The sequence below is a fragment of the Paenibacillus sp. 2KB_22 genome (assembly GCF_052115745.1).
GTDB lineage: Bacteria > Bacillota > Bacilli > Paenibacillales > Paenibacillaceae > Paenibacillus.
This window is the reverse complement of sequence record NZ_JBFRHG010000001.1, coordinates 1,354,633-1,370,600: the sequence shown is the minus strand read 5'-3', so window position 1 is coordinate 1,370,600 and position 15,968 is coordinate 1,354,633. Positions and strand designations below refer to the sequence as shown.

Here is a 15,968-nt window from a genome sequence, read left to right as displayed (position 1 = left end):
GGAAAGAAAACATGAAATTTACTGATGGATTCTGGATGACTCGTGAAGGGTATCAGATTCAAAACCCGACTGACATTCGTGATATTGTACAAAAAGAGAATTCCTTGACCGTATATGCGGCAACTAAATATATTCGTACCAAAGGCGACACGTTGAACGGTACATTGCTGAAAGCAACGTACAGCTCACCTATGCCTAACGTTATTCGTGTAACGTTGAATCACCATAAGGGCGGAGTGAAAAAAGGCCCTGTATTTGAGCTAAATACGCAAGATGCGAACGTTGAGATCTCCAAAAATGAACAAGGGGCTGTTCTGAAAAGCGGCAATCTGGAAGTTCAAATCGATAAAACAAACGGTTGGGACGTCAGCTTCCTGTATGGAGGAAAACGCATTACTGGTAGTGGTCAACGAGCGGCTGGTTATATTACAGGTCCGAGCAAGGAAGCGTACTTCCGCGAGCAGCTTGATCTTGGCATTGGTGAATACGTTTACGGACTTGGTGAGCGCTTCACACCGTTTGTTAAAAATGGTCAAATCGTAGATACCTGGAATGAGGATGGCGGTACAAGCAGTGAGCAGTCCTATAAGAACATTCCGTTCTATCTGTCCAATAAAGGATATGGCGTATTTGTAAACCATCCGGAACGCGTATCCTATGAGATTGCATCTGAAAATGTATCCAAAGTTCAATTCAGCGTAGAAGGAGAGACTCTGGAGTACTTCATTATCGGCGGTGACAATCCAAAGGATGTACTTGATAATTATACGAAATTGACAGGTAAACCAGCACTTCCACCAGCATGGACATTTGGTCTGTGGCTGACAACATCATTCACAACGGATTATGATGAAGCAACGGTTAACCATTTCGTAGATGGCATGGCTGAACGTGATCTTCCGCTGTCTGTATTCCACTTTGACTGCTTCTGGATGAAGGAATACCAATGGTCTGATTTCGTATGGGATGAAGCGATGTTCCCGGATCCGGAAGGCATGCTTGCACGTCTGAAAGAAAAGGGTCTCAAAATCTGTGCTTGGATCAATCCGTATATTGCAGAAAAATCATACTTGTTCGATGAAGGTATGGAGAACGGTTATCTGGTCAAAACAGCCGATGGCAGCGTATGGCAATGGGATATGTGGCAAGCAGGTATGGCTCTGGTTGATTTCACGAATCCGGATGCTGTGAATTGGTATAAGAGCAAGCTGGAAGTCCTGCTGGATCAAGGTGTAGATTCCTTCAAAACAGACTTCGGTGAAAGAATTCCAACAGATGTCGTGTACTTTGATGGTTCTGATCCGGTTAAAATGCACAACTATTATACACAGCTCTATAACAAAGCTGTATTTGAATTGCTCGAAGAGAAGATTGGCAAAAACGAAGCTGCCCTGTTTGCACGTTCTGCAACAGCCGGTGGTCAACAGTTCCCGGTTCACTGGGGCGGTGACTGCTCTTCCACGTATGAATCCATGGCTGAATCGCTTCGCGGTGGCCTCTCACTTGGGCTTTCCGGTTTCGGATTCTGGAGCCATGATATCAGCGGCTTTGAAAGCACAGCGAGCCCTGACGTATACAAACGTTGGGTACAATTCGGACTTTTATCTTCACACAGCCGCCTGCATGGTAGCACTTCGTATCGTGTGCCTTGGTTGTTTGACGAGGAATCCGTGGACGTTGTTCGTGACTTTACCAAACTCAAAATCAGCCTGATGCCGTACCTTTACAATTCTGCGGTGGAGTCTACGGTAAAAGGTATTCCGATGATGCGTGCTATGCTGCTGGATTTCCCAGAGGACCCAACAACATATAGCCTGGATACCCAATACATGTTTGGCGATTCGATTCTTGTGGCACCGATCTTTAACAAGGAAGGCGATGTGCGTTACTACCTGCCTGAAGGAACTTGGACGAACTATCTGACAGGAGCGAAGGTACAAGGTGGACGCTGGATCAGTGAAAACCATGACTTCAAAACGCTGCCAATGATGGTCAAACCAAACAGCTTGATTGCAGTGGGTGCTGTGGACAGCAAACCGGATTACGACTTTGCAAATGATGTATCCCTGCACTTGTTCGAGCTGGCTGATGGCCAAACGACTCAAGCTGTCGTTGTGAACCAAGCTGCTGAACAGGAGCTAACAGTTAACGTTACACGTAATGGATCAGTGCTGGAAGTTCGTGCTGAAGGCGCGGGCAAACCATGGAACTTGGTGCTTCGAGGCATTGAGAGTGTATCTAACGTTGATGGTGGTTCCCAAGTATCTGGTGCAACTGGTGTTGTTATTACGGCAGCAACAGGCGCAACCTCACTTACAATCCAACTGTAAAATGATATAGTAAAGGAAAAGGACGGTGCCGCAAGGTGCCGTCTGTTTGTCTACAAGGATAGGAGATTGAATGAAATGAGTACGATGAATTCGGGTTTGCACTGTTCGATATCAGCTGAGATGCTGCATCAATTGGTAGAGATTAATTTTGGAAGCGATACCAAAGTGAAGGAGTTTGGACTCCTGCAAGGAGGGCTTTTCAATACAACCTATCGGATTCAACTTGATCATGCATCCCATACGGATGTGATTTTACGTTTGGCTCCAGAGCGGGGAGAGATGGCAGCTGGTTCGGGTAGTGATCCCCTTTTTTCGTTCGAACGCACGATGATGGCGGCTGAACCGATTGTGTATGAATATTACCGTAAGGCAGGCATTCCTGCTCCAAACATTATCGCTTGTGATGACAGCGGATCAATCATTCCAAGAACGTACATGTTTATGGCGTTTATTCCCAGTAAGCAATTAGATCACGCATCGATTTCAGGCATGGACAAAGAGCGATTGTATCATCAGCTTGGCGTGTATACCGCTATTATGCATCAGATCGAGGGTGCATCGTTTGGCTGGCCGCAAGGAGATGGGACGATTAAAGGCTCGGATCAATGGTCCGAGGTGCTGCACTCTTTTGCAGAAGAAACGGCAATTAAAGCGGCACAAGCCGATTATATGTCAGGTGTGGGCGAAGAAATCGCTGCTATATTCATGAAAAATAAAGACTTATTCGATCAAGTGACCCATCCGGTGCTGGTTCATAATGACCTGTGGGAAGCAAATGTACTTGTTCATCAGAAAAAGGGCGAGCTAAACATTGCGGCCATCATTGACGGGGATCGTTCCATGTTTGCCGACAGGGAGTATGAAGCCATATTGTCGACAGAATCGGTGGCCTTTCATGAAGGATATGATCGTCCACTAGACCCGTCCGCTGAAGGACAGGCACGCAGGCTTGCGTACCGAATACTGTCTTCGTATTTTAATGCCTACGTTCATGAACATCAGGTCAATCAACCTGAAGATGGTCAGAAGTATCGCCAGCGTACGCTGGATTTACTGGAGCAATGGAAGCAACTTGGACATCACTAATTCGTAGGGGGAATGAAGGATGAAGGAGTATCATCAATACCCGATGTGGGATGCATCACGTTCACTTGAGGAACGGTTGGATGACCTGATTGCACGATTAACAACGGAAGAGAAGATCAGACTAATTCCTACACGCGAAGCAGCTGTGCCAAGATTGGGCATCCCAGCCTACAACGTTGGGGGCGAAGCTGCACACGGGGTTGCATGGAAAGGGGAGGCAACGGTATTTCCGCAACCTCTCGGTCTATCCAGTACCTGGAATACGAGACTTATGCGAGAGATCGGTTCAGTCATTGGCGATGAGGCGAGGGCATACCATCACCGTAATCCTGAAGTTCATGGGTTAACCTTGTGGGCACCCACGGTTGACCTGGAACGTGACCCACGCTGGGGCAGAACGGAAGAGGGATATGGCGAGGACCCGGTCCTCACGGGTGAAATGTCGGCAGCTCTCGTCAAAGGTATGCAGGGAAATGATCCTTTTTATCTGAAAATGGTCGCTACATTGAAACACTTTTTTGCCAATAATAACGAGAAAGATCGGCTGAATTGTTCATCCAGCATCGATCCGCGCAATCTTCGGGAATATTATTTAAAAGCATTTGAGACGCCATTTGTGGAGGGCGGAGCTTTGTCCATGATGACAGCTTACAACTCCATTAACGGTACACCTGCCATTGAAAGTCCATATGTGAATGATGTGGTTAAGGGCGAGTGGGCGATGCCAGGTTTTATTGTATGTGATGGGGGGGATCTGTCTCAGACGGTAGACTATCACGGTTATCATACCAGCCATGCCGAATCAGCAGCAGGTGCGTTGAAGGCAGGAGTGGATTGTCTTACGGATGAAGTTGATCTTGTCGTATCTGCTCTGGAAGATGCGCTTGATCAGGAGCTGTTGGAGATAGCTGATTTGGACCGAGCAATTCGTAACATCTTCGGTGTGCGGATGCGACTTGGACAACTGGATCAGTCCGGACGTAACCCGTATGCCTCCATACCCGAGTCTGTACTATGTGCACCAGAACATGCCAAACTTAGTTATCGTGCCGCTGCCGAAGCCATTGTTTTACTGCAAAATGATGGATTGCTTCCCTTAAAACCAGAAGCATTACAGAAGGTTAGTGTCATTGGACCACTTGCCGATGTGGTCTATACCGATTGGTACAGTGGCACACTGCCTTATCGTGTATCCATTCTCGATGGACTGCGTAATCGATTACCCCAAACAGACGTAACGTATACAGACGGGAATGACCGTATTCAGTTGAAGACAGCAGACGGACAGGTTATTTCCTTGGGAGCGGAAGGTACGCTCGTCGCTGTACCGGAGGACAGTACACCTGCAGCCGCCGAGTTTGTACATCAGGATTGGGGCTCGGGAAGTCATACGCTGAGAAGTGTGAACAATCATCGATACGTTAGTTTAACCGAGCAAGGCATCTATCAGGCAAATGCACCAGAGATTGGTGGCTGGTTTGTGAAGGAAGTTGTCCAATTCGAACCCCAGTCGGACGGGAGCAACATCTTGTGGACGTGGAACGGTATTCCCGTTGGAATGAGCGAACATCAGGGACGGTCTGTTTTATCGCCAGTGCCGCCACAGGCAGAACCAGCGACCAGTACAACTCCGGATGATATTGGTGATTCTGGACGCCCGAATCAATCACCAAGCAACATACAGAAGGCTACTGCTTTCGAGATCGACATCGTGACACGCGGAATAGAACAAGCCGAAGAAGCTGCACGTAGCAGTCAGGCTTCGGTCGTTGTTGTTGGCAATAGCCCGTACATCAACGGCAAAGAAGAAGTTGACCGCCCAAGTCTGCTACTTCCGCCAAATCAGGTCGAGCTTGTCAAAGCCGTGTGTGAAGCTAATCCCAATACGGTGGTTGTCATTATGGGAAGTTATCCATTTGCCTTACAGGAGTTGAAAGGGATTGCCCGGGCAATCGTATATATGACACATGCAGGTCAGGAATTGGGTAATGCGCTTGCGGATGTGCTGTTAGGCCATTATGCCCCGGCAGGCAGATTGAACATGACATGGTATGAAGATGAATCCCAGCTTCCTGACATCATGGATTATGACATTATTCAGAATGACATGACCTATATGTATCACCAAGGACCGGTCCAATATGCATTTGGTCATGGCCTGACCTATTCGGAATTCGAATACGAGGCGATTCGTGTAAGTCGTAGTGCTCCGGTGGAATGCACCGACACAGATCATTTGAAGATTGAAGTGGAGATACACAATACAGGTGAACGTGATAGTGATGAAGTCGTTCAAATCTATGGATCTTCATATACCTCGCGAGTGAAACGTGCTCAGAAGCAACTGCTTGCTTTCCGTCGTATCCATGTGAAAGCAGGGACGTGTGTTACGATTCATTTCGAGGTTCCTGTTCAGAAGCTGGCGCTATGGGATGTTACCCGAGATCGATACTGCCTGGAGACAGCGACCTGGGCCATCCTGGCAGGGCGTTCTTCCGCAGACATACGCCAGTCGGCTGATATTGAGATTGAAGGTGAGACGATTCCTGATCGTCCTTTGTATTTGTTTACCTTTGCCGAGAATTACGATGCTTGTGCAGGTGTTCTACTGGATGAATGTCTGGAAGGACGTTCGGCAGTTCGGGCAATCACTCGGAAAGAACCCTTATATCGAGATGGTCAGTCATCCTGGATCGCTTTCAACCATAATGCTGTTCAGGAAGTGCAAGGATTTGAAGCCAGAGTGGCAGCTTATAGGGAAGAGGGCAGACTGGAGATTCGTTCTGGGGGACTGGAGGGCGAATTGCTCGGTGTGTGTGAAGTTTCTGGACCTGGAGGCAGTGTGAATGGGAAAGATATCAAGTGGACAACGGTCCAGTGTTCGCTTGAGGCGCCACATAAGGTGAATGAGCTGTATATTATTTTCAAAGGTGGAGCAGCTTTACGTCACTTTAGATTGGTGTAGTTGTAGAACATGAACCCAAGGAGCTGTCTAGCACAAATACGTGCAGACAGCTTATTTGTGTGAACAAGCGGTAACAACCAGCATGTCCTGAATAATCAACCTCCGAAACAAGCACAATAATGCTGTTGTGTGTAGAATCTGTAAAGGTGGTTGTGGTATGAACGATAAAAAGTGGGACCTCGTCGCACTTGCTTCCATCCCTTTAATTATGACCTTGGGTAACTCCATGCTTATACCGATCCTGCCACAGATTGAACGTGAGTTGAAGGTATCTGCATTTAAGGTCAGTATGCTCATTACAGTCTACGCTGTAGTTGCCATCCTGCTTATTCCTCTTGCAGGGTATTTGTCTGATCGTTTTGGCAGAAAAGCAATCATTATTCCCAGTCTCATCATTGCAGCCGTCGGGGGTGCTGTAGCTGGTGTGGCTGCATGGATACTGAACGGAAATATAGCCTACTGGACCATATTAGGTGGCAGGTTATTGCAGGGGGTTGGAGCAGCGGGGGCATTCCCGATTGTGATTCCTTTGGTTGGGGACATGTTCAATGATGAAGATCAGGTATCTAAAAGCCTGGGAATCATTGAAACTTCGAATACATTTGGCAAAGTGTTAAGTCCGATTCTGGGGGCAGCACTGGCAGTGTGGTTATGGTATCTACCCTTTATGGCTATTCCCGTTCTATGTGTTCTTTCGCTGATCCTGGTTATTTTCTTGGTGAGAACACCCAAGAAAAAAGAAAAACCGCCCACCTTTACAGAATTTGTGGCTTCCATTAAGGACGTATTAAAAGAAAAAGGACGATGGTTGTACGCCTTGTTTGCGATCGGTGGAATATGTATGTTTATTCTTTTTGGTGTGCTGTATTATCTATCCGAGACATTGGAGAGCGAGTTCGCCATGAAAGGCATTGTAAAAGGTCTCGTGCTTGCCATCCCGTTAGCGGCACTGTGTCTTTTTTCCTTTTTCGCAGGAAAGTGGATCGGAAAGAGTAAGCCTCGCATGAAGTGGATCGGATTCACAGGACTTATTCTTGTAACCGTTTCGCTGGGTGTTATTGGAGTTTTCGATAATATTTACGTTGTCGTAGGTCTATTCACATTGGGAAGCGCGGGAATAGGGGCAACCTTACCATGTCTGGATGCTCTAATTACTGAGGGTGTGGACAAAAAGCAGCGAGGCACGATTACGGCTTTGTTCAGTAGCATGCGATTCATCGGTGTATCACTCGGCCCACCTGTTGTTTCTTTGCTCATTGGCAAACAACATTTTTTGCTTTTTGGTGTGCTTGCCGCTTCTGCAGCTGTAGGAGGACTACTTACATTGTTCGCAGTTAAACCGGATAAGGGAGACCAACCTACTTCAGGAAGCGGACAGAAACAGGACGAACGGCAAATCGATCGAATTGAGACAAGTAGGGGTTATGCTCCCATAGGTCGCAAGAAAAGTCCATTTTAGATAGAAGGCGTTGTATGATACGTTCATTTCCAAGCTGTCTTAAGCTTATTTAACATTCAGATCTGTTCCAATAAAAACGCGTTTACGTCTAAGAAAGCGGATGAATTTGCTTTCTCGGTGTAAACGCGTTTCTGGTTTCTATGAGCAGAATGATTTTAACCAATCATTCGTGTTTGCTTATATTAGACTGGCTAGTTTCGGTGTTGCCGGTTCCAGATTCTGAATTCTTGGATTGATCTTGAGGTGGTTCCGTTGCAGTGATATGAGTATGAGCGAGCAGAGCATGAGGTTCAATGGAGAAGCTGCCGCTTCGTTTTCCCTGAATCAGATATATAAGCAAGAACAGAATCATAAACATCACGGAATAACGATACATATCGGTATAACTGGTCATGGCCGCAATGGCGCCGAGAAGAAGGGCACCAGTCGCAATCCCCAGATCCAGCGAGTTCAAAAACATACCGTTAGCCATACCCCGTTGAGTAGGAGATACAACTTGAATCATCCAGGTCTGCAGAGATGACTGCATGGAACCATAACCGATTCCATAGATAAAGGCAGCGATGAACAGGACAGACATGGAGGTTGCATACGAGAGCAGAATGAGGCCGACAGCAACGAATATTGCCCCTGGAATGAGCAGTGCCTTTGGACCTTTATTGTCATAGATCCGCCCTGCAAATGGTCTAACCAATAACACGGCGAGTGCATTGAACAAAAAGAACAGCGCAGGATTGGCCAGATTGGCTTCCTTACCATACAAAACGATGAATCCGACAAGCCCACCATAGGTGATGGATAATAGGCAATTCAGCACACTGGGCAGAATCAGCTTGCGGTTGAAAGGGGTCTTCTGTTTCGGGTTTGACCCTGAAGCACTTGTTGTAGCTTGTGGAATGAAATGTTCACTGTTATTGGTTCTGGCGGCTTTTTTGCGGGTCAGCGTGTAACTAAGTGGATAGATTACAGCGAGAACACCCGCAGTACATAACATCAGGGTTACAAATCCAGCACCCTGGAGCAGGGTCACACCTATGATTGGACCCATAGACATAGCCAGGCTAGTCGATAGCCCGAAGTAACCCATGCCTTCACCCATTCGTTTGACGGGCACAATGTCCGAGGCCATCGTTGGAAAAGCGGTGCTGCTCATACCAAACCCGATACCAAACAACATTCTTAGCAATAAAAGCACGGCTATGCCCGCAGCAAAATAATAGCCGAGCGTTGCCAGCAGGGCTACGGACAGACCGATATAGATCATGGCGTTACGAAGACCCTTTTCCAGTGCTTTCGCGGAATAGAGTCGTGCTGCAATGGCACTTAGTGCAAACAGACAGGTGAAGAGGCTGACCTCAAATGCATTAGCATGAAATCGCTCCTGAACGTAGGACGGAAGTGGAGAGACGATCATGTGCAGTTGCAAGAACAACAAAAAGTTGCACAGCATTAGCAGAATGAAATCGGTGGTCCATAGTCTAACTTGTGTAGATTGATCTTTCATGATGACGTATTCCCCCTGAGTTGTGATTCATTACAAGTTGCGATTAATGAGGGAAAGAGTATGTTTAAATGCTTCCATCTGGTCTTCGGATATACCTTCAGCAAGTTCTTTATTCATTTCTCTTTCGATCGGAACGAGGATATCGATTAACGCTTTGCCTTCCTTGGTGAGATATAACAGATAGGCTCTGCGATCCTGTTCGCTGGTCCGGCGTTCTACCCAGCCTTTTTTCTCAAGCAGATCAATGATCCGGGCTGTGGTGGGCTGGTCTTTAAATACACGTGCAGCCAATTCCTTCTGATTCACACCTTCACCTCGGTCAACATTAAAAAGGACAGAAAATTGTTCTGTCGTAATATCATAAGGTTTGAATCGCGTAGCAAGTAAAGCGACGGCTTTACGATGCGTGAAACCCAACATGAATCCGACAGATTGCTCCAGTGTGTAGTCCATGTGATTGCGAGACCTCGCTTTCCATCATAAATTGATCCAATCAATTACTTGTTATAACAAGTATATGTTAGACAAGTAATTTTGTCAAAATGAAAAAAGCAAATATCGGACATAGGTGTTCACTATGCAATGATCCAAAAATACTGGTAGAATGGAAATGAAACCGCTTCTATGGATGAAAGTTCAGAGTACTTTTGAAGTATGGAGAAAACCAATTCGCTCTAACCGATGTTGGAGAAGACCAAGGAGAGCTGTGTATGCTGAAGAATATTCCCGCAATAATTCCTCCAGAGTTGCTTAAAATCATGTCTGAAATGGGGCATGGGGACGAGTTGGTTCTGGCTGATGGCAATTTCCCGGCAGCGAGTCATGCCAAACGTCTTGTTCGCTGTGATGCACTGGGCGTCGTTGAGTTGTTGGACGCTATCTTGCAATTGTATCCCCTGGATACCTATGCCGAGCGTCCCGCCGCTGTCATGCAAGTTGTAAAGGGGGATCAGGTGATCCCCATCATATGGGAAGACTATCGCCGTTTAATAGAAGAACACGAAGGCATTACGGATGCTTTCGATCAAGAAGAGCGTTTTGATTTTTATGAACGTGCTTCGCGTGCTTATGCAATTGTTGCAACCGGAGAGCGCGCACAGTATGCTAACCTGATTCTGAAAAAGGGTGTCATTTTCCCTGATGCTGATCCTCTCCAGCAACAACAGAATGCTGAATTAAAGTGAATCTTTAGGAGGGCGACGGAGCACTTGATGCTTTGGTCGCCTTTTTATTCTTGCCGCTGCGCAGCCAGTATACCAGAACGTACAGAATCGGCATGGATTCAATGAGCACGGTGTACACTGGAACAGCGAAGGAACGAATAGCCAGTTCATAAGATGCAGGATCTCTGGCGTATTGAAGCACAATGGCAGTGGCAGTTCCCCCAATCAGATACACCACAGATTTTTGCTGTTTGACGCCACTCAGTTTGGAAAGACAGACAGATGCGACATATAACAGAAAAGAACTGCGAGTAAACATGGTGGTTGACCAGATCGCGATCAGCACAGGGTCCAGATTATCCAGGAAATCGCCGTAACGGGCAAAGCGCACCATCTCTAGTAAAGGATAGCGAAGCCCAGCGGCAACATAAGGGCCAAAATTCATCAGAGTGAACATCCAGAACACGACAATAAATATAACAACAGTGGTCCCGGCTAATAACATGCTTTTTAACATAGGGCGCTTGAAAGCAACCATGGGTGCAAGGAAGAGGAACATCATCCATTCGGAGAACCAGGGCATCGTGGACAGAGATCCGATCACCATTTCACCCCAATCGTGATGCGTTGTCATCGCAATCAATATCCCCGGATTACCACCACCCCCTACAGCTGGCATGAGCAAGGTAGACGTGAAGAGCTGCACCAGAAAAATACCTTCGGACATAAATACAATGGTAACGAGCCCTGAGCGCGCAGTTAGACAGATACATAGTAAAGTAAGGGTAGATGTAAGCCAAATCGGAGTCTGTGGTAAGTACATTGATTGCAGAAAGATAATGAAGTTTTCCACGTCAATCGATAACAAGTACAGACATAACAGGACAATCAAGCCGATATAAAAACGGTGTACCATTTTGCCCACGATTTCCTCCCCGTAGGAAATCCAGGGTTTTTCGGGGTAAAGGGAACCCAAACGGTATGTAAAGAAGAGGAAGATCAGACTGATCAGAAAACCGCCAATGATGGACAACCATCCCTGATAGCCACTCATTTTGAATAAGCGCTGCAATAGAAAGGCAACCGGTTCGGAGTACAGGTAAACAAACATGAAGCGGTAAGCCTGTCCGGCAGTCAGATGGTTCATGGTCAATCTCCTCTCTTATTTAATCATATGATTAGCCCAGCCGAAGAGCCCTTGGATCACATCATTCGGATTGGGCCACTCAGACCAGCATACTGCAAGTGTATTCCATACGAGAAAAAGACCGAGCAGTAGGAAATAGGCTCTTCTGATCGTTTTTTTGCTTGCTTTTACGGACGGCCAATCCAGCAAGAACAACCCGGCAAATACCAAAACGGCTAACAACTATGTAACCTCCTTCGCCAAAGAAACTCCACTCATTGGTACATTAGAAACTTGACTCCGAACCGACAAATTGGATGTTGATTTTGGTGTTGACGGTAAACTGAAGATCATTCTTTACGTAGTCGATCCATGCCGGACGCAGCTTCTTCCAGATTTGGGGGTATCTCCATTCGAGTCGGTATCCGAGCATAAGAATATCAGCTCCTTCTTTTTTCGCTGTTCGCACGGCTTGAGTAAGGTGAGCATTCATTTTTTCATTGGCTGCCTGTTCTATATCCGTAACACCAACTATGTCTTCAGCCTTCAAGACAGGGATTACGGAATTCAATTCGGCTTTGCCTGCGAGGTTGATTACGAAATGTGGTTCTCCATTTTGGAGCTTTACGTGAATGTCAGAGCGCATATTATAGAGTTTCATACTTGCCTTTTGTTTTTTGGTTTGTACGGAGATGGTTAACGAATCCAGATTTTGTCCTGCCCAAGCAACAGCCCGTGCTTCATTAGTCGAGAGCGTGCCAACCATTCGCATCTGTCGGAAAATGGATCCGCCGACTTGACTCACCCATTTTTTGGGTTCTCCCTCTTCGCTGAGCATTTTCGTTTTTTTGGCATCTAACATTGAGCAAGCAAAACCCTGATTCATTTTATTGGATGTAAAAATACTCAGCATCTGGGTCTTTAACAGATTCTCTTCGGTGGAGAATTCCCGCAGCACGTCACTTGGGATTTCTTCAAATACCGGTGTCAGATCAGAAACGTCCTTGGCTCTGCCATTAGCGACCATCACATAGCTGCTCAGGTGGAACAGGGGCTGGCGTGCAATCCATTCCATGGTATCTTCAATGCCCTCTCGTGCGTAGGCCTGGCCAAAGACAATGACTCGCGTATGCCCCCAGGAGATTTTACGTGTAAGGTCCGTCTGGATTCGCTCTATGGCATCGGCAATCGTTGGTGCAGTTGCCGAAACAGCTGCATAAGGATTCTTGCCTGTACCTGCACCTTCGGGAGAAAGACGATTGGGGAGTGGCATGTTAAGTGTGACTTCAATCTCTCCGGGGGTATCCGCTTTATCCACGTACATCGCTGTAATAAAGGTGCGCTCGTTAATTTCGACTTTGGACCAGCATCCGCTACAGACCAGACAGCATGTAAGAATCATTCCAAGTTTCAGGAAGGTTCTGCGAAAGTTCATGGTGTATCCTGCCTCGTTTCATTATCCGTCGTGTAGGCTTTGGTTCGCTTTTTCATGAGGAACCAAGGTACACGGATAAAGGTATCTTTGAAATCACGCAGTACAAGGGGCGCAAAAGGCTGCATGTAGGGCACGCCAAAGGAGCGCATGCTGACCATGTACCAATAAATTAAATAGATAGAGATGACGACACCGAACAGACCCAATGTTCCCCCCATAAATAGGACAGGGAAGCGTAGTAGCCGGAATGCCAGTCCCAGCTCGAAATGCGGAATAATGAACGCTGCAATGCCAGTAATGGAAACCACAATAACTAATGGAGCTGAGACGATACCCGCCTGTACAGCTGCTTGTCCCACTACAATCCCGCCAATAATGGATACTGTCTGGCCGAGCGGTTTCGGAATACGGATTCCTGCTTCACGTAATCCTTCAAAGGTAATTTCCATAATGAGCGCTTCAATTAATGCCGGAAAAGGAATGTTCTCTCTTGCAGATGCAATGGTGATAAGCAGATTGGTTGGAATGATCTCGGGATGAAATGTGGTAACGGCGACATATAAGGAAGGCAGCAGGAAAGCGACAACTGCAAACAGCAAGCGGATGAGCCGGATGAATGTAGCGGAATGGAACCGCTGGTAATAGTCTTCGGAAGATTGCATTAATGAGAAGAATGTGACGGGAATGAGCAGGGAAAAGGGGGTCCCGTCCTGCATGATTCCAATACGTCCTTCTACCAGTGCCGCGGCAACAGTATCCGGTCTTTCGGTATATTGATATTGTGGAAAAGGAGAGAGTGGATGATCCTCCAGGAACTCGGACAGATAACTGACACCAAGACTGCTATCCATATCAATCTCACCCAGGCTGGTTAATACATTTTCAAGAATGTCCGGTTTACATAGTCCTTGGATATAAATCACAAAAACTTCGGTTTTAGTATATCTGCCGATGGTGAATTTAATGATTTTAAAGTCAGGATGTTTAATTTTGTGTCTTAGCAATGACATATTCACATTAATGTCTTCAATAAACGCTTCCTGAGGTCCAACAACGACCACTTCATTGGATGATTCCGGTACGGAGCGTTTTTGATAATTCTGGATTGAAAAAATGATCATGCCGGACATGCCTTCGACGTATAGTGCTGCATTACCGCATACAATATCATCTACCAATGTTTCAGCTGCATCTCTGTGCTGGTTTTCAAGAGAAAAAAAAGTTCCATTTACGACTTGCGTAATGAATTCGGGACCCACATCATTGCGTGCAGCCTCCTCTAGCAAAGGCTTTACAATAGTTTCACGCATGATCTGTGTATCAACAATGGATTGGATATAGAGCAGGGTACAATGAAGTGGCCCAATCTGAAGCGGCTGATAGATCATGTCTGCCACGCCGATCAGGCGTGATTGCACTTGTAGAAGAATGCTTTCTTTCATAACTTCCTTCCTCCTGACTCATTCATGGTTCGGACACGGTCGGATAATAGCGTGACTATAGTTTGCATAGCTTTGACTGAAATATACTTCAGTTGATGAATGTGCAGTCACACTATAGAAATCCATAGATACTACAAACTTTGATACAGATGATGAATGGGGAAAGGGAAGGGATTATTTTAAAATATAAAAGATCACAAATGATGAGACGATGGTCTCCATCCCAGAGGAGTTGAATGAAGTGCAGCAGCGAATCAGACAAGCGGGTCTTCCTGATTGCAATGAAGTGGGTCGATTGTTCAATGAGTACAGGATATTCTACAACCAAAATGCTGACATTGAGGCAGCACGTCAGTATATTAAAGAACGAATGGAACGCCATGACTCGGTGATTTTGGTAGCAGAAACCGATCAAGGGACAGATGAAAGTAACGGTAAGCCAATCTCGAAGGGCCTGAATTGTACCGGGTTCGTTCAGTTGTATCCCAGTTTTAGTTCGGTATCGATGGGGCCAATCTGGGTGCTTAATGATCTATTTGTGCATCCTGATTATCGTCAGAAAGGCATTGCAAGGAAGCTGCTGCAAGCAGCCAAGCGATTGGCATCTGAGCGTGGAGTTCTTCGTATATCACTCTCCACTGAGTTAAATAACACGCAAGCGCAAGCTTTATATGAATCCGAAGGATATGCACGGGATACCAAGTTCATGTATTATGAACTTAATGTATAAGAGGTTGCTCAAAAAAGACGCAATATATAAATGAATGGCAGACCCGTAATAGGGAACGAGGGAGGGGAGTCGCAACATGATGCAGTGGATTGCCATGATCACGATGTTAATTGATCATATAGGGGCTGTCTTTTTTCCACATATTATAGAACTCAGGATTATAGGTCGTATCGCTTTTCCAATCTATGCTTTTGCAGTGTATATCGGTTATAAACATACACGAGATGTACAAAAATACATATGGCGTCTGTTCTGGATTGCGATGATATCACAGGTGCCGTTCATGGCTGCGTTTAATCATTATTCTCTGAACGTGGTATGGACGTTGTGGTCAGCCCTGTTGGTACTATTCGTTATCGATAAACTGCCATCCCGTCTACTGAGTATTCCAATTGTCATTGGAGCAGGTTGGTTCATGGAAATTAGTCAAATGGATTACGGGATGTACGGGTTGTTATTGGTTCTGTTATTCCGTTATTTCCAGGGTCCTGTACTTGTAGTGGCACATGTCTTGTTAAATGCACTATATCTTCTGCTGCATCATAGCTCTGTGCAAATGTATAGTGTGCTCGCAACCGTCGGCATTGCTATTGCTCAGTATTACCAAGCAGGATTCCGCATGAAGGGGCCGCGCTGGGTCTGGCGCTATTTCTATCCAGCTCATCTCGCCATCATTGCAATAATTCGCTGGATATAAAAGAATGATCAAATGATCCAAAAATGCCAAT

At 46.1% G+C, this 15,968-nt stretch carries 13 protein-coding genes; 7 read left to right on the top strand and 6 right to left on the bottom strand.

Going from position 1 to position 15,968, the window contains the following annotated elements; all coding sequences use genetic code 11:
* The first annotated feature begins 11 nt into the window (after positions 1 to 11).
* From yicI to AB4111_RS05835, 4 genes are all read left to right on the top strand, one after another.
* Positions 12 to 2,330: an alpha-xylosidase gene (gene yicI / locus AB4111_RS05850; protein ID WP_442030810.1), complete on the top strand. Its 2,319-nt coding sequence runs from the start codon at positions 12 to 14 to the stop codon at positions 2,328 to 2,330.
* Between the two features lie 75 nt (positions 2,331 to 2,405).
* Positions 2,406 to 3,416: a phosphotransferase family protein gene (locus tag AB4111_RS05845; protein ID WP_442030809.1), complete on the top strand. Its 1,011-nt coding sequence runs from the start codon at positions 2,406 to 2,408 to the stop codon at positions 3,414 to 3,416.
* 19 nt (positions 3,417 to 3,435) lie between these two features.
* The gene (locus AB4111_RS05840; protein WP_442030808.1) at positions 3,436 to 6,381 is read left to right on the top strand and encodes a glycoside hydrolase family 3 C-terminal domain-containing protein; all 2,946 of its coding nucleotides are present in this window, start codon (positions 3,436 to 3,438) and stop codon (positions 6,379 to 6,381) included.
* A 157-nt stretch (positions 6,382 to 6,538) separates the two neighbouring features.
* Positions 6,539 to 7,840, top strand: coding sequence for an MFS transporter (locus AB4111_RS05835; RefSeq protein ID WP_442030807.1), 1,302 nt, complete (start codon positions 6,539 to 6,541; stop codon positions 7,838 to 7,840).
* 163 nt (positions 7,841 to 8,003) lie between these two features.
* On the opposite strand, the gene AB4111_RS05830 is transcribed toward AB4111_RS05835, so the two are convergent.
* Together AB4111_RS05830 and AB4111_RS05825 are read right to left on the bottom strand one after the other, a co-directional pair.
* Positions 8,004 to 9,344 (bottom strand): MFS transporter, encoded by a 1,341-nt coding sequence (locus AB4111_RS05830; RefSeq protein WP_442030806.1) that lies wholly within the window; start codon positions 9,342 to 9,344, stop codon positions 8,004 to 8,006.
* 30 nt (positions 9,345 to 9,374) lie between these two features.
* A complete protein-coding gene (locus AB4111_RS05825) occupies positions 9,375 to 9,797 on the bottom strand; it encodes a MarR family winged helix-turn-helix transcriptional regulator (protein WP_062833722.1) in 423 nt (140 codons plus the stop codon).
* A 257-nt stretch (positions 9,798 to 10,054) separates the two neighbouring features.
* Here AB4111_RS05825 and AB4111_RS05820 point away from each other — a divergent pair, with 257 nt between their 5' ends.
* The gene (locus tag AB4111_RS05820) at positions 10,055 to 10,528 is read left to right on the top strand and encodes an RbsD/FucU family protein (protein ID WP_442030805.1); all 474 of its coding nucleotides are present in this window, start codon (positions 10,055 to 10,057) and stop codon (positions 10,526 to 10,528) included.
* A gap of 4 nt (positions 10,529 to 10,532) precedes the next feature.
* Here the strand turns inward: AB4111_RS05820 and AB4111_RS05815 are convergent, their stop codons facing one another.
* From AB4111_RS05815 to AB4111_RS05800, 4 genes are read right to left on the bottom strand one after another with little or no spacing between them, the layout of a single operon-like run.
* The gene (locus AB4111_RS05815) at positions 10,533 to 11,654 is read right to left on the bottom strand and encodes a GerAB/ArcD/ProY family transporter (RefSeq protein ID WP_442030804.1); all 1,122 of its coding nucleotides are present in this window, start codon (positions 11,652 to 11,654) and stop codon (positions 10,533 to 10,535) included.
* 15 nt (positions 11,655 to 11,669) lie between these two features.
* The gene (locus AB4111_RS05810) at positions 11,670 to 11,876 is read right to left on the bottom strand and encodes a hypothetical protein (RefSeq protein WP_442030803.1); all 207 of its coding nucleotides are present in this window, start codon (positions 11,874 to 11,876) and stop codon (positions 11,670 to 11,672) included.
* A 43-nt stretch (positions 11,877 to 11,919) separates the two neighbouring features.
* Positions 11,920 to 13,068 carry a Ger(x)C family spore germination protein gene (locus AB4111_RS05805; protein WP_442030802.1) on the bottom strand — a complete coding sequence of 383 codons (1,149 nt, stop codon included), beginning with the start codon at positions 13,066 to 13,068 and terminating at the stop codon, positions 11,920 to 11,922.
* Positions 13,065 to 14,510: a spore germination protein gene (locus AB4111_RS05800; RefSeq protein ID WP_442030801.1), complete on the bottom strand. Its 1,446-nt coding sequence runs from the start codon at positions 14,508 to 14,510 to the stop codon at positions 13,065 to 13,067. The genes AB4111_RS05805 and AB4111_RS05800 overlap by 4 nt, the downstream gene beginning before the upstream one ends.
* 241 nt (positions 14,511 to 14,751) lie before the next feature.
* On the opposite strand from AB4111_RS05800, the gene AB4111_RS05795 reads away from it, so the two are divergent.
* Both AB4111_RS05795 and AB4111_RS05790 read left to right on the top strand, forming a co-directional pair.
* Positions 14,752 to 15,240 (top strand): GNAT family N-acetyltransferase, encoded by a 489-nt coding sequence (locus AB4111_RS05795; protein WP_442030800.1) that lies wholly within the window; start codon positions 14,752 to 14,754, stop codon positions 15,238 to 15,240.
* 76 nt (positions 15,241 to 15,316) lie between these two features.
* Positions 15,317 to 15,937, top strand: a complete 621-nt coding sequence (locus AB4111_RS05790) for a TraX family protein (protein WP_253433560.1) — start codon at positions 15,317 to 15,319, stop codon at positions 15,935 to 15,937.
* Positions 15,938 to 15,968: the final 31 nt, after the last annotated feature.